Source organism: Mycobacterium sp. E136 (genome assembly GCF_001666865.1).
Lineage (GTDB): Bacteria > Actinomycetota > Actinomycetes > Mycobacteriales > Mycobacteriaceae > Mycobacterium.
In genome coordinates this window covers 1-16,999 of record NZ_LZJE01000361.1, presented here as the reverse complement: position 1 = coordinate 16,999, position 16,999 = coordinate 1, and the positions used below count along the sequence as shown (strand labels likewise).

Genomic DNA, 16,999 nt, shown 5'->3' with positions numbered 1-16,999 from the left:
GTGCGGTCATGGCCGTGACGAGTTCCGGTGCGCGGCCAGCCGCCGACCACTTCCGACTCGGGCTGGCCCTCGCGGTGGGTTCGGCGGTCGCGTTCGGCTCATCGGGGCCGTTCGCGAAGGCGCTGATGGAGGCGGGCTGGACCCCCACCGCCGCGGTCGTCGCCCGGCTGGCGGGTGGCGCGCTGGTGATGGCGCTGTTCGCGACCGTCGTCAGGCGCGGATGGGTCCGCGAGGCGCTGCGCCACCCCACCACGGTGCTGGCGTACGGGGTGGTGCCGATCGCCGGCGCCCAGCTGTTCTACTACAACGCCGTCGCGCACCTCTCGGTCGGCGTCGCGCTGCTGCTCGAGTACACCGCGCCCGTCCTCGTCGTGACATGGGTATGGGCCACCACCCGGCGCCGCCCGACCACGTTGACGCTGGCAGGTGTCGCGCTGGCGGTCGCCGGGATCACCCTGGTGCTCGACGTGTTCTCGGGCGCCCACATCGACCTCGTCGGCGTCGGCTGGGGCCTGGCGGCGGCCCTGTGCGCCGCCGGGTACTTCGTGATGTCGGCCAACGTCGGCTTCACTGCCGACGGTGATGACGGGATCCACCCCGTCACACTGTCCGCCGCCGGGCTGGTCGTCGGTTCGGCCGCCGTCACCCTCCTCGGCCTGACCGGAGTGATGCCGCTGACGTTCACCGCCAACGACACTGTCGTCGCCGGGTACACCACGTCGTGGGCGGTGCCGGTCATCGCCCTGGGCATCGTCGCCACCGCGATCGCCTACACGCTGGGCATCATGGGCATCGCCCGGCTGCGGCCCCGCTTCGCGTCGCTCGTCGGCCTGTCCGAGGTCATGTTCGCGGTGCTGGCGGCGTGGATCCTGCTCGGCGAGGCGATCTCCCCGACCCAGGCGTTCGGTGGCGCCATCGTCCTGGCCGGGCTGGCGTTGGCCCGGGCCGGCGACCGCTCTGAAGCGGTTGCCAATGCGAGCTGGCCGGGGGGCCCGCTCGAGGAGACGCCCGCCCGAGCGAACTGTTAGCCCCCGGACCCCTCAGTATGTGAGTATGTCCGCGTGACTTTGCTGCGCGTGACGGCCCGACTGGCGGCCGCGGCCGTCCTCGGCGCGCTCGCCGGCGGTGCGGCCCCGCTGGCGGCCGCCCAACCAGGTCCCCTGCCCGGCCCCGTGGACCCCGGTTACCCCGGGTACGGCGCAACCTCGTCGTCGTGCAGCGACATCGAGGTGATCTTCGCGCGCGGCACCGACGACACCCCGGGCCTCGGCACTCCAGGCACCGCGTTCGTCAACGCACTGCGGGGCCTGAAGAGCGGGAGCACGATCAGCACCTACGCGGTCAACTACCCCGCGTCCTACGACTTCCTGGCCGCCGCCGACGGCGCCACCGACGCCACCAACCGCGTCGCGATGCTCTCGCAGCAGTGCCCGAGCACCCGCATCGTGCTCGGCGGCTACTCGCAGGGCGCGGCGGTCGTCGACATGCTGGCGGGGGTGCCGCCGTTGGGCAACAAGATCGGCTCGATCGGGTCGGCTCCGCCGTTGCCGGGCAGCCTGGTGCCCAACGTGGCCGCCGTCGCGGTGTTCGGCAACCCGGCGGCCAAATTCAGCAACCCGATCACCAAGTCGGTGTTCGCGGGCCGGGCGATAGACCTGTGCAAGGACGGCGACCCGATCTGCTCCCGCGGCCGTAACCCGTTCGCGCACAACGACTACGTCACCGCCGGACTGGTTCAGGAGGCCGCGAACTTTGTCGCCGGACTCGTCTGAGTCCGCGCGGCGATATCATCTCGTCCCGTGAATTTCGCGCGCCCTCATCGTCGGTTCGCCGCCGCAGCCGTCATCGCGGCGATCGGCCTGATCCCCTCGCTGCTGCAGCCAGCGACCGTTTCGGCGCAGGGCTGCTCCGACGTCACGGTGGTGTTCGCCCGCGGCACCGGTGAACCACCGGGTATCGGTCGCGTCGGCCAGGCGTTGGTCGACGCCCTGCGTCCTCAGCTCGGGGGCCGGACCCTGTCGGCATACGGGGTGGCCTATCCGGCCACCTACGACTTCGCGCTGGCCGCAGACGGTGCCGCCGACGCGGCGGCGTTCATCTCCAACACCGCACAGTCGTGCCCGGACTCGCGCATCGTGCTGGGCGGGTTCTCGCAGGGCGCCGCGGTCGTCGACATGCTCGCCGGGGTGCCGCCGCTGGGTAACCGGCTCGGCGCCCTGGGGCCGGTGCTGCCGCCGAACGTCGCACCCAACGTCGCCGCGGTGGCGGTGTTCGGTAACCCCGCCACGAAGTTCGACAACCCGATCACCTCGGCTCCGTTGTTCGGGGGACGCGCGATCGACCTGTGCACCGACGGCGACCCGATCTGCTCCCGAGGCCGCAATCCGTTCGCTCACAGCGATTACGTCGGAGCCGGAATGGCGAACCAGGCTGCGGATTTCGTGGCGCGGCTGGTCTGACATCACAGCACGCGCGCCGGATTACCTTCCTGCGCGTTGATTAGGTCCTATAAGATCGGCGAGGTGCTAAACGATCTTGTTCGCTGTTGGGGACGCCGGGGGATGCTGCTCGCCGGAGCGCTCGCACTCGCCGTAGCGGGTCTGATCGCGCCTGTGCCGCAAGGCAGCCCGGGGCTCGTGCCCGTCGCAGCCGCACAGTCGTGCCCGCCTGTCGAGCTGATCTTCGCGCGCGGCCGCACCGAAGCACCCGGTGCCGGCGTGATCGGCAACGCGCTCATCAGCGCGCTGCGCAGCAAGACCAGCAAGAACATCAGTCTCTACTCCGTGCAGTACCCGGCCGACACCGAGGTCGACATCGGCGCCAATGACATGAGTTCACGGATCCAAGACATGGCGGCCCGGTGCCCCGACACCCGGCTGGTGCTCGGTGGGTACTCCCTGGGCGCCGCGGTGACCGACGTCGTGCTGGCCGCGCCGATCGCCGCGTTCGGGTTCAAGAAGCCGCTGCCCCAGGGCATGGACACCCACATCGCCGCGGTCGCGCTGTTCGGCAACGGCGCGGCGTGGGTCGGCCCGATCACGAATTTCAGCCCGCTCTACCGCGAGCGCACCATCGAGCTGTGCCACGGTGCCGACCCGATCTGCAACCCCGCCGAGCCCAAGACCTGGGAGGGCAACTGGCCCGACCACGCCGCGAGGGCGTACGTCAACGCAGGCATGGTCAACCAGGCGGCCGACTTCATCGCGGGGCGTATCTAGTCGACGACCCGCAGGTCGCGGGTCACCTTGGTCCTGGCCTCGAGTTGATCGTCGGGCGGATAGTCCACACTGACGAGCGTCAACCCCTGCGGCGGCGCCGACGCGAATTCGCTGGACCGTCGCTCGGCCGTCAACAGCCCCGCGCACCAATCGGGTTCGCGGCGGTGTTCACCGACCGCCAGCAGCGCCCCGACGAGGGAGCGGACCATCGACCAGCAGAACGCATCGGCGGTGACGTGCGCGGTGACCCGGGTGCCCTCGCTCGACCAGTCCAGCCGCTGCAGGTCACGGATGGTGGTGGCACCCTCGCGGTGCCGGCAGAAGGCGGCGAAATCGTGCAGCCCCAATAGTTTCCGGGACGCCTCGGTCATCGCCTCCACGTCGAGCGGACGCGGCCAGGCGGTCACGTAACGTGCCTCGTGCGGTTCGACACCGTACGGCGCCGTCGACAGCCGATACACGTAGTGCCTGCGCAGCGCGGAGAACCGGGCGTCGAAACCAGGGGCGGCACGCGCGATCTGCAGCACGCGGACATCGGCCGGCAGGAACCGCCCGAGGCGACGCACCAACGGCAGGAACTCGCCGTCGCCGGGCCGCGGTGTACGCGGATACGCGTGCGCCAGGGCGTCTTCCGGCACGTCGACGTGGGCGACCTGTCCGGTCGCGTGCACCCCGGTGTCGGTGCGTCCCGCCGCGCGGGTCACCACCGGAGTGCGGAACACCGTCGACAGCGCCTCGTCGATGACGCCGGCGACCGTGCGCTGTCCGGCCTGAACGGCCCAACCCGCGAATTCGGTTCCGTCGTAGGCGATGTCGAGCCGAAGACGAACGAGCCCGCCACCGGAATCGATGGCGGGCCCGCTCATGGCGTCCTCAGGACTTGTCGTCATCCTTGTCGGCTTCGGCCTCGACTTCCGAGGACTCGGCCTTGGCCTCCTCGACCGACTCGTCCTCGGTGGGACCCTCGGCGGCCTCCGGCTCGACCGCGGCCTGCGGCGCGGCTGCCGCCGCGACCGGCTGCTCGGTCTTCGAGCCCGCCGCGCCGGACTGGATGTCTCCGCCGGAGCGGCTCCGGCGGGCACGGTCGGCCTCGGAGGTCACCGTCTTCTCCCGCACCAGCTCGATGACCGCCATGGGAGCGTTGTCGCCCTTGCGGTTCTCGACCTTGATGATGCGGGTGTAGCCGCCCTCACGGTCGGCGAAGAACGGGCCGATCTCGGCGAACAGCGTATGCACGATGTCCTTGTCGCGGATCTTCTTCATCACCTCGCGCCGGTTGTGCAGCGTGCCCTTCTTGGCGTGCGTGATGAGCTTCTCCGCGTAAGGACGCAACGCCCGCGCTTTGGGCTCGGTCGTCTTGATGCGGCCGTGCTCGAAAAGCGACGTGGCCAGGTTGGCCAGGAGCGCCTTCTGGTGCGAGGACGACCCGCCGAGGCGAGGGCCCTTGGTGGGCTTGGGCATTGCGACTATCTCCTAAATGGGGCCGGCCCCCGTATCAGGTAGGGCCGGGACGGTTTGTGCTTAGAGCTGTTCGGTTTCGGCGTAGTCCTGGTTGTCGTCCAGGTCGTAGCCGGCATCGCTGTTCCAGGTGCCGGTGGCGACGTCGTAACCGGCGACCTCGGACGGGTCGAACGAGGCGGGGCTGTCCTTGAGCGAAAGGCCCAGCTGGTGCAGCTTGATCTTCACCTCGTCGATGGACTTCTGGCCGAAGTTGCGGATGTCCAGCAGATCGGACTCCGTGCGAGCGACCAGTTCGCCCACGGTGTGCACGCCTTCGCGCTTGAGGCAGTTGTACGACCGCACCGTGAGGTCCAGATCGTCGATCGGCAGCGCGAAGCTGGCGATGTGGTCGGCCTCGGCCGGCGACGGCCCGATCTCGATGCCCTCGGCCTCGACGTTGAGTTCCCGTGCCAGACCGAACAATTCGACCAGCGTCTTACCCGCCGAGGCGAGCGCGTCACGCGGGGTGATCGAATTCTTGGTCTCGACATCGAGGATCAGCTTGTCGAAGTCGGTGCGCTGCTCGACGCGGGTGGCCTCCACCTTGTAGGTGACCTTGAGCACCGGCGAGTAGATCGAATCGACCGGGATCCGGCCGATCTCGGCGCCGGAGGCCTTGTTCTGCACGGCGGGAACGTAACCGCGACCGCGCTCGACGACGAGCTCGACCTCGAGCTTGCCCTTGTCGTTGAGGGTGGCGATGTGCATCTCGGGGTTGTGCACCGTCACGCCGGCCGGCGGAACGATGTCACCCGCGGTGACCTCACCCGGCCCCTGCTTGCGCAGGTACATGGTGACCGGCTCGTCCTCTTCCGACGAGACGACCAGGCCCTTGAGGTTCAAGATGATGTCGGTGACGTCTTCCTTGACACCGGGCACCGTGGTGAACTCGTGCAGCACCCCGTCGATGCGGATGCTGGTGACCGCCGCGCCCGGGATGGACGACAGCAGCGTGCGCCGAAGCGAATTGCCAAGGGTGTAACCGAAACCGGGCTCCAGGGGTTCGATGACGAACTGAGAGCGGTTCTCGGCCTTGACCTCTTCGGACAGTGTGGGTCGCTGAGAAATCAGCATGTGTTTCTTTCCTCCTCTACGGCACCCGCTATTTGATGCCGCAAATCCCTACCGCCATCCAAGCGGCGGGAAGACTACTTCGAGTAGAGCTCGACGATCAGCTGCTCGGACAGCGGGACGTCGATCTGCGCGCGCTCGGGCAGCTGGTGCACCAGGATGCGCTGACGCTCACCGACGACCTGCAGCCAGGACGGAATCGGCCGCTCGCCCGCGGTCTCCCGGGCGATCACGAACGGATCGGTGTTGAGCGACTTTTCCTTCACGTCGATGATGTCGTATTGCGACACCCGGTAGCTCGGGATGTCGACCTTGACACCGTTGACCAGGAAGTGCCCGTGGCTGACCAGCTGGCGCGCCATCCGGCGGGTGCGGGCCAGGCCGGCGCGGTAGATGACGTTGTCCAGCCGGCTCTCCAGGATGCGCAGCAGGTTGTCACCGGTCTTGCCCGGCAGACGGTTGGCCTCTTCGTAGTAGCGACGGAACTGCTTCTCCATCACTCCGTACGAAAAGCGGGCCTTCTGCTTCTCCTGCAACTGCAGGCGGTATTCGCTCTCCTTGATCCGCGCACGGCCGTGCTGGCCGGGCGGGTAGGGGCGCTTCTCGAACGACTGATCGCCGCCGACCAGGTCGACGCCGAGGCGGCGTGACTTGCGGGTCGCGGGTCCGGTGTAACGAGCCATGTCTGTTTCTCCCTCGTCCTACTAGACCCGGCGCCGCTTCGGCGGACGGCATCCGTTGTGCGGCTGCGGCGTGACATCGGCGATCGCGCCGACCTCGAGGCCGGCGGCCTGCAACGACCGGATCGCGGTCTCGCGGCCCGAGCCCGGGCCCTTGACGAACACGTCGACCTTCTTCACGCCGTGCTCCTGCGCCTTGCGGGCGGCGTTCTCGGCCGCCAGCTGCGCGGCGAACGGCGTCGACTTACGCGAGCCCTTGAAGCCCACGTGGCCCGACGACGCCCACGCGATGACGTTGCCCGACGGGTCGGTGATGGTCACGATCGTGTTGTTGAACGTGCTCTTGATGTGTGCGGCGCCGTGCGGGACGTTCTTCTTTTCCCGGCGACGGGTCTTCTGACCCTTCTTGGGGGCGGCCGTCTTTTTAGCTGGAGGCATCTACTTACCTGGCCTTCTTCTTACCCGCGATGGTGCGCTTCGGGCCCTTGCGGGTGCGCGCGTTGGTCTTGGTCCGCTGGCCGCGCACCGGGAGGCCACGGCGGTGCCGCAGACCCTGGTAGCAGCCGATCTCGATCTTGCGGCGGATGTCGGCCTGCACCTCGCGGCGCAGATCGCCCTCCACCTTGAGGTTCGCTTCGATGTAATCGCGCAGCTGGGTCACCTGATCATCGGTCAGGTCCTTCGTGCGCAGGTCCCGGCTGATGCCGGTGGCGTCCAGGATCTCCTGGGAGCGGGTACGGCCGACGCCGTAGATGTAGGTCAGGGCGATCTCCATGCGCTTATCGCGCGGAAGATCAACGCCCACGAGACGTGCCATCAGGCAGTGTTCCTTCTTCTATGCGGAGGTCTTGTCCCAGTCCGTTCCCGCTGTCTCGGGGTCCGGCCTCCGTGCCGGACGTTCAGAGTCGTTGGCTCTTCGCCTGACGGCTCATCGCAAGCGGCGTATCCGCTCAGTGGTACCGGGATTTCGTCATTCAGTTGTCTGGCAGCAGCGCGTTCTAGCCTTGGCGCTGCTTGTGGCGCGGATCAGAGCAGATCACCATGACCCGCCCATGCCGGCGGATCACCCTGCACTTATCGCAAATGGGCTTGACGCTCGGGTTCACCTTCACGGCGTTCGATCCTGTTCTTCCGAAGTGTCTTTACTTGTACCGGTAAACGATGCGGCCCCGGGACAGGTCGTAGGGAGACAGCTCCACCACGACGCGATCCTCGGGCAGGATGCGGATGTAGTGCTGCCGCATCTTGCCGCTGATGTGGGCAAGGACCTTGTGTCCGTTCTCCAGCTCAATGCGGAACATCGCATTGGGCAGGGGTTCGACCACGCGACCCTCGACCTCTATGGCACCGTCTTTCTTGGCCATTGTGTTTCGGAGATCCTCCGTGTCCTGATCGTTGGCGCCTGCTGGGACAGCAAACGCTCCGACCACAGAACGTGAGCCAGTAGCCAGAAATTCCTGAACAGGGGCACGCAAAGAGTCGGCGCGGTCGCCGCACCGTTGGTAAAGAATACCCGCTGACCACCGGATGACCAAAATGCGCCGGCACCGCCCCACCCACTGTCGCCGACCATCAGCATCGCGCCCGGTGAGCCGGGAAATCTCGCCCCGATATCGGCTGGACGATAGGCGCATACTTATACGCGATGACCGGCCCCTCGCCCCAGCCCCGTAAACCCGTCATATTGAGCGTGGACGACGACCCGGCGGTGTCGCGTGCCGTCGCACGCGACCTGCGCCGCCACTACGGCGAGGGGTTTCGGATCGTGCGCGCAGAGAACGGCCCCGACGCTCTCGAGACGCTCAACGAACTCAAGCTGCGCGGTGAGACCGTCGCCGTGTTCGTCGCCGACTACCGGATGCCGCAGATGAGCGGGATCGAATTCCTCGAAGAGGCGATGGACATCTTCCCGATGGCCCGCCGGGTGCTGTTGACCGCATATGCCGACACACATGCCGCAATCGACGCCATCAACGTCGTCGATCTCGACCACTACCTGCTCAAACCGTGGGACCCGCCGGAGGAGAAGCTCTACCCGGTCATCGACGCGCTGATCGAGGCGTGGCGCGAGACCGGCGACCGCGCCATCCCGCACACCAAGATCATCGGCCACCCGTGGAACGCGCGCTCGTCGGAGGTTCGCGAGTTCCTCGCCCGCAACCGGCTCTACTACACGTGGTTCCGCGCCGACGAGCCCAAGGGCAGACAGCTGCTCGACGCCGCGGGTCTCGACGGGCTGACGCTTCCGGTGGTGATCACCGAGCAGGGCGAGACGCTGGTCGCGCCCGACGACGCCGAACTCGGCGCGACGCTCGGCCTGTCCACCACCCCCGCGGAGGACTTCTACGACCTGGTCGTCATCGGCGGCGGCCCGGCGGGCCTGGCGGCGGCGGTCTACGGCGCCTCCGAGGGCCTCAAGACCGTGCTGATCGAACGCACGGCCACGGGTGGGCAGGCCGGACAGAGCTCGCGGATCGAGAACTACCTGGGCTTTCCCGACGGCGTGTCCGGCTCCCAGCTCGCCGAGCGGGCACGCAGGCAGGCCGAGAAGTTCGAGGCCGAGCTCATCACCGCAGCCGAGGTCAGCGCGCTCGAGATCGACGGCAACGCACGCACCGTCCACCTGTCCGACGGCAGATCGATCGGGACGCGGGCGGTGATCCTCGCGATGGGCGTCGAGTACCGCCAGCTGCCCGCCGAGGGCTGCTCCGACCTGACCGGTGCGGGCGTCTACTACGGGGCCACGTCGTCGGTGGCCGCCGAATGCGAAGACGAGGAGGTCTTCGTCATCGGCGGCGCGAACTCCGCAGGCCAGGCCGCGATGTTCCTGGCGCGCACGGCGAAGAAGGTGAGCATCGTCTGCCGCCGCACGCTGGAGGACTCGATGTCCTACTACCTGATCCAGCAGATCAGGGCGACCGACAACATCCGCGAACTGTCCTACACCGCCGTGCACAAGGTCGAGGGCAACGGCCACCTCGAACGCATCTGCCTGGAGAACCTGCAAACCGGTGAGCGGGAGGAACACACCTGCGGGCGGATGTTCATCTTCATCGGGGCCGAACCCCGCACCGACTGGGTCGAACAGGCCGGCATCGCCCGCGACGACCACGGATTCATCCTCGCCGGGCCCGATCTGCGCAACGTCGCCGGCTGGACGCTGGACCGTCCGCCGCACCACCTGGAAACAAGCGTGCCCGGTGTGTTTGTTGCAGGAGATGTGCGTTCCGAATCCGCCAAGAGGGTGGCGGCCGCCGTCGGCGAAGGGTCGATGGCGGTGATGTTGGTGCACCGATACCTGGCGGAGGCGTGATGGGCGACAAGAAACACGAGTGCCTTCCGGACGAACTGCGCACGCTGTTCCTGTTCGAGGCGCTCACCGACCGGCAACTGCAGGTCCTTTGCGACAACGGCCACATCGCGACGTTCGAACCCGGCCCGGTGTGCACCGAGGGTGACCCGGCGACCTGCTTCTACGTCCTACTCGACGGTGAACTGGTGATGTCCAAGCGCTCGGGCGGGGTGGACATCGAGACGGGCCGCACCTCTCAGCGCGGGGTGTACTGCGGCGCCTGGTCTGCCTACGTCCCGGGTGAAGAGCACCTCTACGAAGCCTCCGTCCGCGTGACGAGGCCGTCCCGGTTCTTCGTCCTCGACGCCGACGCGTTCGCGAAGTTCATGCAGTCGGAGTTCCCGATGGCCGTGCACCTGCTCGAGGGTCACCGCGTCGGCGGCCGCCGGCAGAGCCAGATCCTCGGTCAGCGCGAGAAGCTGCTGGCGCTGGGCACCATCACCGCGGGGCTGACCCATCAACTCAACAATCCCGCGGCCGCCGCGGCCCGCGCCGTTGCCGATCTCCGCGAGGGCGTCGGCAAGATGCGGCACAAGCTCGCGATGCTGGCCGACGGCAAGTTCACCCCGGAAGCGCTGCGGGTGCTGGTGCGGATTCAGGACGAGGTCGCCGAGCAGGTCGCCAAGTCGAAGGCGCAGGAGCTCACCGCGCTGGAGCTCTCCGACCGCGAGGAGCAGATCGGCGACTGGCTCGAAAGCCGCGGTATCGCCAGTGCCTGGGATTACGCGCCGACGTTCGTCGAGGCGGGCCTCGACCTCGACTGGCTCGAACGCGTGCAGGCCTCGATCGACGACATCGACTGCTCTGCCACGCTGCAGAGCGCACTGGGCTGGTTGAAGTACACAATCGACGCCGAGCTGCGGATGAACGAGATAGCCGACGCCAGCAAGCGGATCTCCGCGCTGCTGGCCGGCGCCAAGCAGTACTCCCAGATGGACCGCAGTGAGTACCAGGCCGCCAACGTTCACGAGCTGATCCACAGCACGATCAAGACGATCTTCGGCGACAAGGTGGGCAAGGACAAGCCGGTGAAGCTGGTGTGGGAGAAGGACACCTCGCTGCCTCAATTATTGTGCTACCCAGGCGATCTCAACGAGGTCTGGACCAACGTCATCGACAACGCGATTCAGGCGATGGACTACGAGGGCACACTGACGATCCGTACGTCGCGCGTGAACGACGAGATGATCCGGGTCGAGATCTGCGATGACGGCCAGGGCATCGCCGTAGAGAACATCGACCGCATCTTCACCCCGTTCTTCACCACCAAACCGTTCGGCCAGGGCACCGGCCTGGGACTGGACCTCGCCCGACGCATCATCGTCGAGAAGCATCACGGCGACATCCGGGTCACGTCCGCACCCGGCGACACCCGGTTCGTCATCGACCTGCCGTTGGTCGCCCCCGCCCCCGAGGCGCCGACGCCGACGGAACTTCCCGTCACGGCCGGATAGCCGGAATATCCCGTCGACACCGAGAAGTTGGAGCGAAAATGACGAAACCCGATCTCGGTTCCTACGGCGCGTTCGGCCACTACTCCATGTGGCAGCGATTGGCCCCGGAGCGGCTGCGGGCGATCGAAGACCTCGGATACGGCGCGATCTGGGCGGGTGGCTCCCCCGCGGCCGAGTTGGACTGGGTGGAACCGATTCTCGAAGCGACCACCAACCTCAAGCTCGCCACCGGCATCGTCAACATCTGGACCGCCGAAGCCGGTCCGGTCAGTCGTTCCACCGCATCGAGAAGGCCTACCCGGGACGCTTCTTTCTGGGCATCGGCGTCGGCCACCCCGAGGCCCACACCGAGTACCGCAAGCCGTATGACGCGCTCACGGACTACCTCGACAAGCTCGACGAGTACGGGGTGCCGAAGGACCGACGGGTCGTCGCCGCGCTGGGTCCGCGGGTGCTCAAGCTGTCCGCCGAACGCTCCGCCGGCGCGCATCCGTACCTGACGACACCCGAACACACCGCCGAGGCGCGCAAGATCATCGGAGCGGATGCGTTCCTCGCGCCGGAACACAAGGTGGTGCTGACGACGGACGCTGAGCAGGCGCGTGCGGTCGGTCGCAAGGCGCTCGACATCTACCTCAATCTCCGCAACTACCTCAACAACTGGAAGCGCCTCGGATTCACCGATGACGAGAGAGCGAAGCCGGGTGGCGACCGGCTTGTCGACTCCGTGGTGGCGTATGGCACCGTCGACGCCATAGCCGCACGACTCGAGGAGCATCACGCCGCGGGCGCCGACCACGTGCCCGTGCAGGTGCTCACCGGACCGGACAAGCTGGTGGACGCGTTGGCGCAGTTGGCGGGTCCGCTCGGCTTGAAGTGACGTCACCACGAAGGGATCCGCATGACTGAGCTCAAGCCCAACCTCGGCCGCTACGGCGTCTGGACGTTCGGGGCACCGAAGCCCGAACAGGCCGTGGAGATCGAGAAACTCGGCTACGGCGCGGTGTGGATCGGCGGATCCCCTGCCGGCGACCTCGAATACGTCGAGCCCATCCTCGAGCGCACCGAGAACCTCACGGTCGCCACCGGCATCATCAACGTGTGGACGGCGCCGGCCGACGAGGTCGCCGAGGCATACCACCGCGTCGAGGACGCATATCCGGGCCGCTTTCTTCTGGGCATCGGTATCGGCCACCCCGAACACACCGAGGAGTACCGCAAGCCCTACGACGTGCTCGTCGAATACCTCGACGCGTTGGACGCGAAGAAGGTCCCGACCAGTCGCCGGGTGGTCGCGGCGCTCGGGCCCAAGGTGCTGAAGCTCTCAGCGCAGCGCAGCGCGGGGGCGCACCCGTACCTCACCACCCCACAGCACACCGGGGAGTCACGAAACCTGCTCGGACCCACGGTCTTCATCGCACCCGAGCACAAGGTCGTGCTGGCCCGCGACGCTGAGGCGTCGCGCGAGATCGGCAGGCAGACAATCGATTTCTACCTGAACCTGTCGAACTACCTGAACAACTGGAAGCGGTTGGGATTCACCGATGACGACGTCGAGAAGCCCGGGAGCGACCGGTTGATCGACGCACTCGTCGCGCACGGCACACCCGACTCGATCGCCGCGCGACTCAACGAGCACCTCGACGCCGGTGCCGATCATGTTGCGATCCAGGTGCTCGGCGGCTGGGACGTTCTGATCCCCACACTCACCGAATTGGCGGGCCCGCTCGGCCTGAAAAACTAAGCAACGACGCGTCTTGCGTCGGCTGGCCCCGCATTACTAGGATATCCAACTATCTATTCAGTGAGGGGCACGCTCATGACCACCCAGGTTCCGCATTTCATCGACGGCAAGCGCACGAACGGACAATCGAGCCGCACTGCCGACATCTTCAATCCCAGCACCGGTGAAGTGCAGGCGCAGGTGTCGATGGCCTCGACGGCCGACGTCGACGCGGCGGTCGCCGGCGCGGCCAAGGCGCAGAAGGAATGGGCGGCGTGGAACCCCCAGCGCCGCGCGCGCGTGCTGATGAAGTTCATCGAGCTGGTCAACCAGAACGCCGACGAGCTCGCTCGAATGCTGTCTCTCGAGCACGGCAAAACCCACGCCGACTCGCTCGGCGACATCCAGCGCGGCCTCGAGGTCATCGAGTTCAGCGTCGGCATCCCGCACCTGCTCAAGGGCGAGTACACCGAGGGCGCCGGCCCCGGCATCGACGTCTACTCGCTGCGACAGCCGCTCGGTGTCGTCGCGGGCATCACACCGTTCAACTTCCCGGCGATGATTCCGCTGTGGAAGGCGGGCCCCGCATTGGCGTGCGGCAACGCCTTCATCCTCAAACCGTCCGAGCGGGACCCCTCGGTGCCGCTCCGCCTGGCCGAGCTGTTCCTCGAGGCGGGCCTGCCCCCCGGTGTCTTCCAGGTCGTGCAGGGTGACAAGGAAGCCGTCGACGCCATCCTCGAACACCCGGCGATCCAGGCCGTCGGCTTCGTCGGAAGCTCCGACATCGCGCAGTACATCTATGCGGGCGCGACGGCAAACGGAAAGCGCGCGCAGTGCTTCGGCGGCGCGAAAAACCACATGATCGTGATGCCCGATGCCGATCTCGACCAGGCCGTCGACGCGCTGATCGGCGCCGGCTACGGCAGTGCGGGTGAGCGCTGCATGGCGATCAGTGTCGCGGTACCTGTCGGCGACGAGACCGCAGATCGCTTGCGGGCCAGGCTCGTCGAGCGGATCAACAATCTGCGGGTGGGCCACAGTCTCGACCCGAAGGCCGATTACGGGCCGCTGGTGACCGAAGCAGCGCTTCGGCGCGTGCGCGGCTACATCGACGCCGGTGTCGAGGCGGGCGCCGAGATCGTGGTCGACGGCCGTGAACGCGCCAGTGACGAACTGCAATTCGGTGACGACAGCCTGGAGAACGGCTGGTTCATCGGCCCCACCCTGTTCGACCACGTCACCACCGACATGTCGATCTACACCGATGAGATCTTCGGACCGGTGTTGTGCATCGTGCGCGCCAAGGATTACGAAGAGGCCCTCGCACTGCCCTCGGAGCACGAGTACGGCAACGGCGTCGCGATCTTCACCCGCGACGGCGACGCGGCCCGCGACTTCGTGTCACGCGTGCAGGTCGGCATGGTCGGCGTCAACGTTCCGATCCCGGTGCCGGTGGCCTATCACACCTTCGGCGGTTGGAAGCGGTCCGGTTTCGGGGACCTCAACCAGCACGGTCCGCATTCGATCCTGTTCTACACGAAGACCAAGACCGTCACGCAGCGGTGGCCGTCCGGCATCAAGGACGGCGCTGAGTTCGTCCTGCCGACGATGAAGTAGCGCACGAGACCACCGCAGCATGCACTATTTCGGGCTCGACGACGACGAGCGGGTGATCGCCGAGACGGCGGCCGCGTTCGCCGAGAAGCGGCTCGCGCCGTTCGCGTTGGAGTGGGACAAGACGCACCACTTCCCCACCGACGTACTGCGTGAGGCCGCCGAGCTGGGCATGGCGGCGGTGTACTGCAACGAGGATGTCGGCGGCAGCGGATTGCGCCGGCTGGACGGCGTGCGGATCTTCGAGCAACTCGCGATGGCGGATCCAACGGTGGCGGCATTCTTGTCCATTCACAACATGTGCACGTGGATGGTCGACACCTACGGCACCCCCGAACAGCGCAAGAGCCTGGTGCCGCGGTTGGCGTCGATGGAGCTGATCGCCAGCTACTGCCTGACCGAACCCGGCGCGGGCTCCGATGCGAGCGCGTTGCGCACCAAGGCTGTTCGTGAGGGCGACCACTATGTGCTCGACGGGGTCAAGCAGTTCATCTCCGGCGCCGGAGCCTCCGACCTGTACGTGGTGATGGCACGCACCGGCGGCGACGGCCCGCAGCCGAAATCAAAGGGCATCTCCACGTTCATCGTCGAAAAGGACACGCCCGGGCTGACTTTCGGGGCCGACGAGGAGAAGATGGGCTGGCACGCCCAGCCCACCGCCCAGGTGATCTTCGAAGGTGTGCGGGTACCTGCCGATGCGATGCTCGGCGGCACCGACGGCGAGGGCACCGGCTTCGGCATCGCGATGAACGGGCTCAACGGCGGACGGATCAACATCGCCGCGTGTTCGCTCGGCGGCGCCCAGGCCGCCTACGACAAGGCCGTCGCCTACGTCCGCGACCGCGAGGCGTTCGGCGGCGCGCTACTCGACGAGCCCACCATCCGGTTCACCATCGCCGACATGGCCACCGCATTGGAAACGTCGCGAAACCTGTTGTGGCGGGCGGCCACCGCGTTGGACGAGAACCATCCGGACAAGGTCGAACTGTGCGCGATGGCCAAGCTCCACGTCACCGAGTCATGCTTCACCGTCGCCGATCAGGCGCTGCAGTTGCACGGCGGCTACGGCTATCTCAACGAGTACGGCCTGGAGAAGATCGTCCGCGACCTGCGGGTGCACCGGATCCTCGAGGGGACCAACGAGATCATGCGCGTGGTCATCGGGCGGTCGCAGGCCGCCAAGGTGCGGGCGTCCACATAACGCTGAAAGGGTTTGTGAATGACGACGATCGCGTTCCTGGGGCTGGGCAACATGGGTGGCCCGATGGCGGCCAACCTGGTCGCGGCCGGCCACACCGTCCGCGGGTTCGATCCCGTGCCCGCGCTGAAATCGGCAGCGGCCGAGCGGGGCGTGTCGGTGATCGACAGCGGCGCTGAGGCGGTCACCGACGCCGAGGTCGTGATCACCTCGCTGCCCAACGGCGACATCGTGAAGGCGTGCTACGCCGAGGTGCTACCCGCCGCCAGGACCGACGCGCTGTTCATCGACACCTCGACGATCTCGGTCGACGATGCGCGGTCCATTCACCAGCAGGCGCTCGAGCGTGGCTTCGCACAACTCGACGCCCCGGTGTCCGGCGGGGTGAAGGGCGCGACCGCGGGCACGCTGGCGTTCATGGTCGGCGGTGAGGATTTCGCCGTCGAGCGGGCCAGGCCCGTGCTGGAGCCTTTGGCGGGCAAGGTCATTCACTGCGGCCCGTCGGGCACCGGCCAAGCGGCCAAGCTGTGCAACAACATGGTGCTCGCGGTGGAGCAGATCGCGATCGGTGAGGCCTTCGTGCTGGCCGAGAAGCTCGGCCTGTCGGCGCAGTCCCTGTTCGACGTGATCACCGGCGCCACCGGCAACTGCTGGTCGGTGCACACCAATTGCCCTGTCCCGGGACCGGTTCCGACGTCACCGGCCAACAACGATTTCAAGCCCGGCTTCGCCACCGCGTTGATGAACAAGGACCTCGGGCTGGCCATGGCGGCGGTCGAGTCGACGGGTTCGAACGCGCCGCTGGGCAGCCACGCCGCCGAGATCTACAAGAAGTTCGCCGCCGACCATGCGGACAAGGACTTCAGCGCGGTGATCGAGTTGCTGCGCGGCAACTGATCACCGGTCGGCCCAGGCGCGCTCGCCGTACCGGTCGAGGTGCGTGACCTGCCCGACGGGCCTGCGGGTGGTGGGCCCGTACCGTCCACGCGGCCAGCCCATCGGCACGACGCACACCGGCGTCACCGTCAGTGGCAGCCCCAGGGTGCGCCGAGCGGAGGTGACGCTCCACAGCGGCAAGGTGATCAGCGACGCGCCGAGCCCCATCGCCCGCGCGGCGAGCAGCAGGTTCTGCACGCTGGGATAGATCGATCCGAAGAACGACGACTCGCCCACAAATGGTGACGGCATG

Annotated in this window: 19 protein-coding genes and 1 pseudogene; 11 read left to right on the top strand and 9 right to left on the bottom strand. The window is 67.3% G+C overall.

Annotated elements, in window-relative coordinates; genetic code table 11:
- The first annotated feature begins 8 nt into the window (after window positions 1–8).
- From A5698_RS24725 to A5698_RS24710, 4 genes are all read left to right on the top strand, one after another.
- Window positions 9–1,028, top strand: coding sequence for an EamA family transporter (locus A5698_RS24725; RefSeq protein ID WP_068302397.1), 1,020 nt, complete (start codon window positions 9–11; stop codon window positions 1,026–1,028).
- Between the two features lie 33 nt (window positions 1,029–1,061).
- Window positions 1,062–1,772 (top strand): cutinase family protein, encoded by a 711-nt coding sequence (locus tag A5698_RS24720; protein ID WP_067091168.1) that lies wholly within the window; start codon window positions 1,062–1,064, stop codon window positions 1,770–1,772.
- 27 nt (window positions 1,773–1,799) lie between these two features.
- Window positions 1,800–2,459, top strand: a complete 660-nt coding sequence (locus A5698_RS24715; protein ID WP_067091165.1) for a cutinase family protein — start codon at window positions 1,800–1,802, stop codon at window positions 2,457–2,459.
- Between the two features lie 102 nt (window positions 2,460–2,561).
- A complete protein-coding gene (locus A5698_RS24710) occupies window positions 2,562–3,218 on the top strand; it encodes a cutinase family protein (protein ID WP_082964037.1) in 657 nt (218 codons plus the stop codon).
- On the opposite strand, the gene truA is transcribed toward A5698_RS24710, so the two are convergent.
- The 8 genes from truA to infA form a co-directional block, all read right to left on the bottom strand.
- Entirely contained in the window at window positions 3,215–4,084 is an 870-nt protein-coding gene (gene truA, locus A5698_RS24705) for a tRNA pseudouridine(38-40) synthase TruA (protein WP_067091161.1), read from the bottom strand. The two genes, A5698_RS24710 and truA, sit on opposite strands and share 4 nt — an antisense overlap.
- A 7-nt stretch (window positions 4,085–4,091) precedes the next feature.
- Entirely contained in the window at window positions 4,092–4,679 is a 588-nt protein-coding gene (gene rplQ, locus A5698_RS24700) for a 50S ribosomal protein L17 (RefSeq protein ID WP_067091158.1), read from the bottom strand.
- A gap of 60 nt (window positions 4,680–4,739) precedes the next feature.
- Window positions 4,740–5,792 (bottom strand): DNA-directed RNA polymerase subunit alpha, encoded by a 1,053-nt coding sequence (locus A5698_RS24695; protein WP_067091154.1) that lies wholly within the window; start codon window positions 5,790–5,792, stop codon window positions 4,740–4,742.
- Window positions 5,793–5,866: 74 nt separating this feature from the next.
- Window positions 5,867–6,472, bottom strand: a complete 606-nt coding sequence (gene rpsD / locus A5698_RS24690) for a 30S ribosomal protein S4 (protein ID WP_064413278.1) — start codon at window positions 6,470–6,472, stop codon at window positions 5,867–5,869.
- Between the two features lie 21 nt (window positions 6,473–6,493).
- Window positions 6,494–6,907: a 30S ribosomal protein S11 gene (rpsK, locus tag A5698_RS24685; RefSeq protein ID WP_067091152.1), complete on the bottom strand. Its 414-nt coding sequence runs from the start codon at window positions 6,905–6,907 to the stop codon at window positions 6,494–6,496.
- 4 nt (window positions 6,908–6,911) lie between these two features.
- Window positions 6,912–7,286: a 30S ribosomal protein S13 gene (rpsM, locus tag A5698_RS24680; RefSeq protein ID WP_064345640.1), complete on the bottom strand. Its 375-nt coding sequence runs from the start codon at window positions 7,284–7,286 to the stop codon at window positions 6,912–6,914.
- Between the two features lie 181 nt (window positions 7,287–7,467).
- Complete coding sequence (gene rpmJ / locus A5698_RS28230) at window positions 7,468–7,581, bottom strand: 50S ribosomal protein L36 (RefSeq protein ID WP_003879483.1); 114 nt, start codon at window positions 7,579–7,581, stop codon at window positions 7,468–7,470.
- 30 nt (window positions 7,582–7,611) lie between these two features.
- Window positions 7,612–7,833, bottom strand: coding sequence for a translation initiation factor IF-1 (gene infA, locus A5698_RS24675; RefSeq protein ID WP_003418601.1), 222 nt, complete (start codon window positions 7,831–7,833; stop codon window positions 7,612–7,614).
- Between the two features lie 281 nt (window positions 7,834–8,114).
- Here infA and A5698_RS24670 point away from each other — a divergent pair, with 281 nt between their 5' ends.
- The 7 genes and pseudogenes from A5698_RS24670 (at window position 8,115) to mmsB (ending at window position 16,707) form a co-directional block, all read left to right on the top strand.
- Window positions 8,115–9,782 (top strand): NAD(P)/FAD-dependent oxidoreductase, encoded by a 1,668-nt coding sequence (locus A5698_RS24670; protein WP_068302394.1) that lies wholly within the window; start codon window positions 8,115–8,117, stop codon window positions 9,780–9,782.
- Window positions 9,782–11,275, top strand: a complete 1,494-nt coding sequence (locus tag A5698_RS24665) for an ATP-binding protein (protein ID WP_068302391.1) — start codon at window positions 9,782–9,784, stop codon at window positions 11,273–11,275. Before A5698_RS24670 ends, A5698_RS24665 begins: the two co-directional genes overlap by 1 nt.
- 38 nt (window positions 11,276–11,313) lie before the next feature.
- A pseudogene (locus A5698_RS24660) lies at window positions 11,314–12,155 on the top strand (LLM class F420-dependent oxidoreductase).
- A 21-nt stretch (window positions 12,156–12,176) separates the two neighbouring features.
- Window positions 12,177–13,019 carry an LLM class F420-dependent oxidoreductase gene (locus A5698_RS24655; protein WP_068302388.1) on the top strand — a complete coding sequence of 281 codons (843 nt, stop codon included), beginning with the start codon at window positions 12,177–12,179 and terminating at the stop codon, window positions 13,017–13,019.
- A 75-nt stretch (window positions 13,020–13,094) separates the two neighbouring features.
- Entirely contained in the window at window positions 13,095–14,615 is a 1,521-nt protein-coding gene (locus tag A5698_RS24650) for a CoA-acylating methylmalonate-semialdehyde dehydrogenase (RefSeq protein ID WP_068302383.1), read from the top strand.
- A gap of 19 nt (window positions 14,616–14,634) precedes the next feature.
- Complete coding sequence (locus A5698_RS24645) at window positions 14,635–15,813, top strand: acyl-CoA dehydrogenase family protein (RefSeq protein ID WP_068302380.1); 1,179 nt, start codon at window positions 14,635–14,637, stop codon at window positions 15,811–15,813.
- An 18-nt stretch (window positions 15,814–15,831) separates the two neighbouring features.
- The gene (mmsB, locus tag A5698_RS24640) at window positions 15,832–16,707 is read left to right on the top strand and encodes a 3-hydroxyisobutyrate dehydrogenase (protein ID WP_068302377.1); all 876 of its coding nucleotides are present in this window, start codon (window positions 15,832–15,834) and stop codon (window positions 16,705–16,707) included.
- On the opposite strand, the gene A5698_RS24635 is transcribed toward mmsB, so the two are convergent.
- A partial coding sequence (locus tag A5698_RS24635) for a nitroreductase family protein (protein WP_197506883.1) occupies window positions 16,708–16,999 on the bottom strand: 292 nt, incomplete at its 5' end.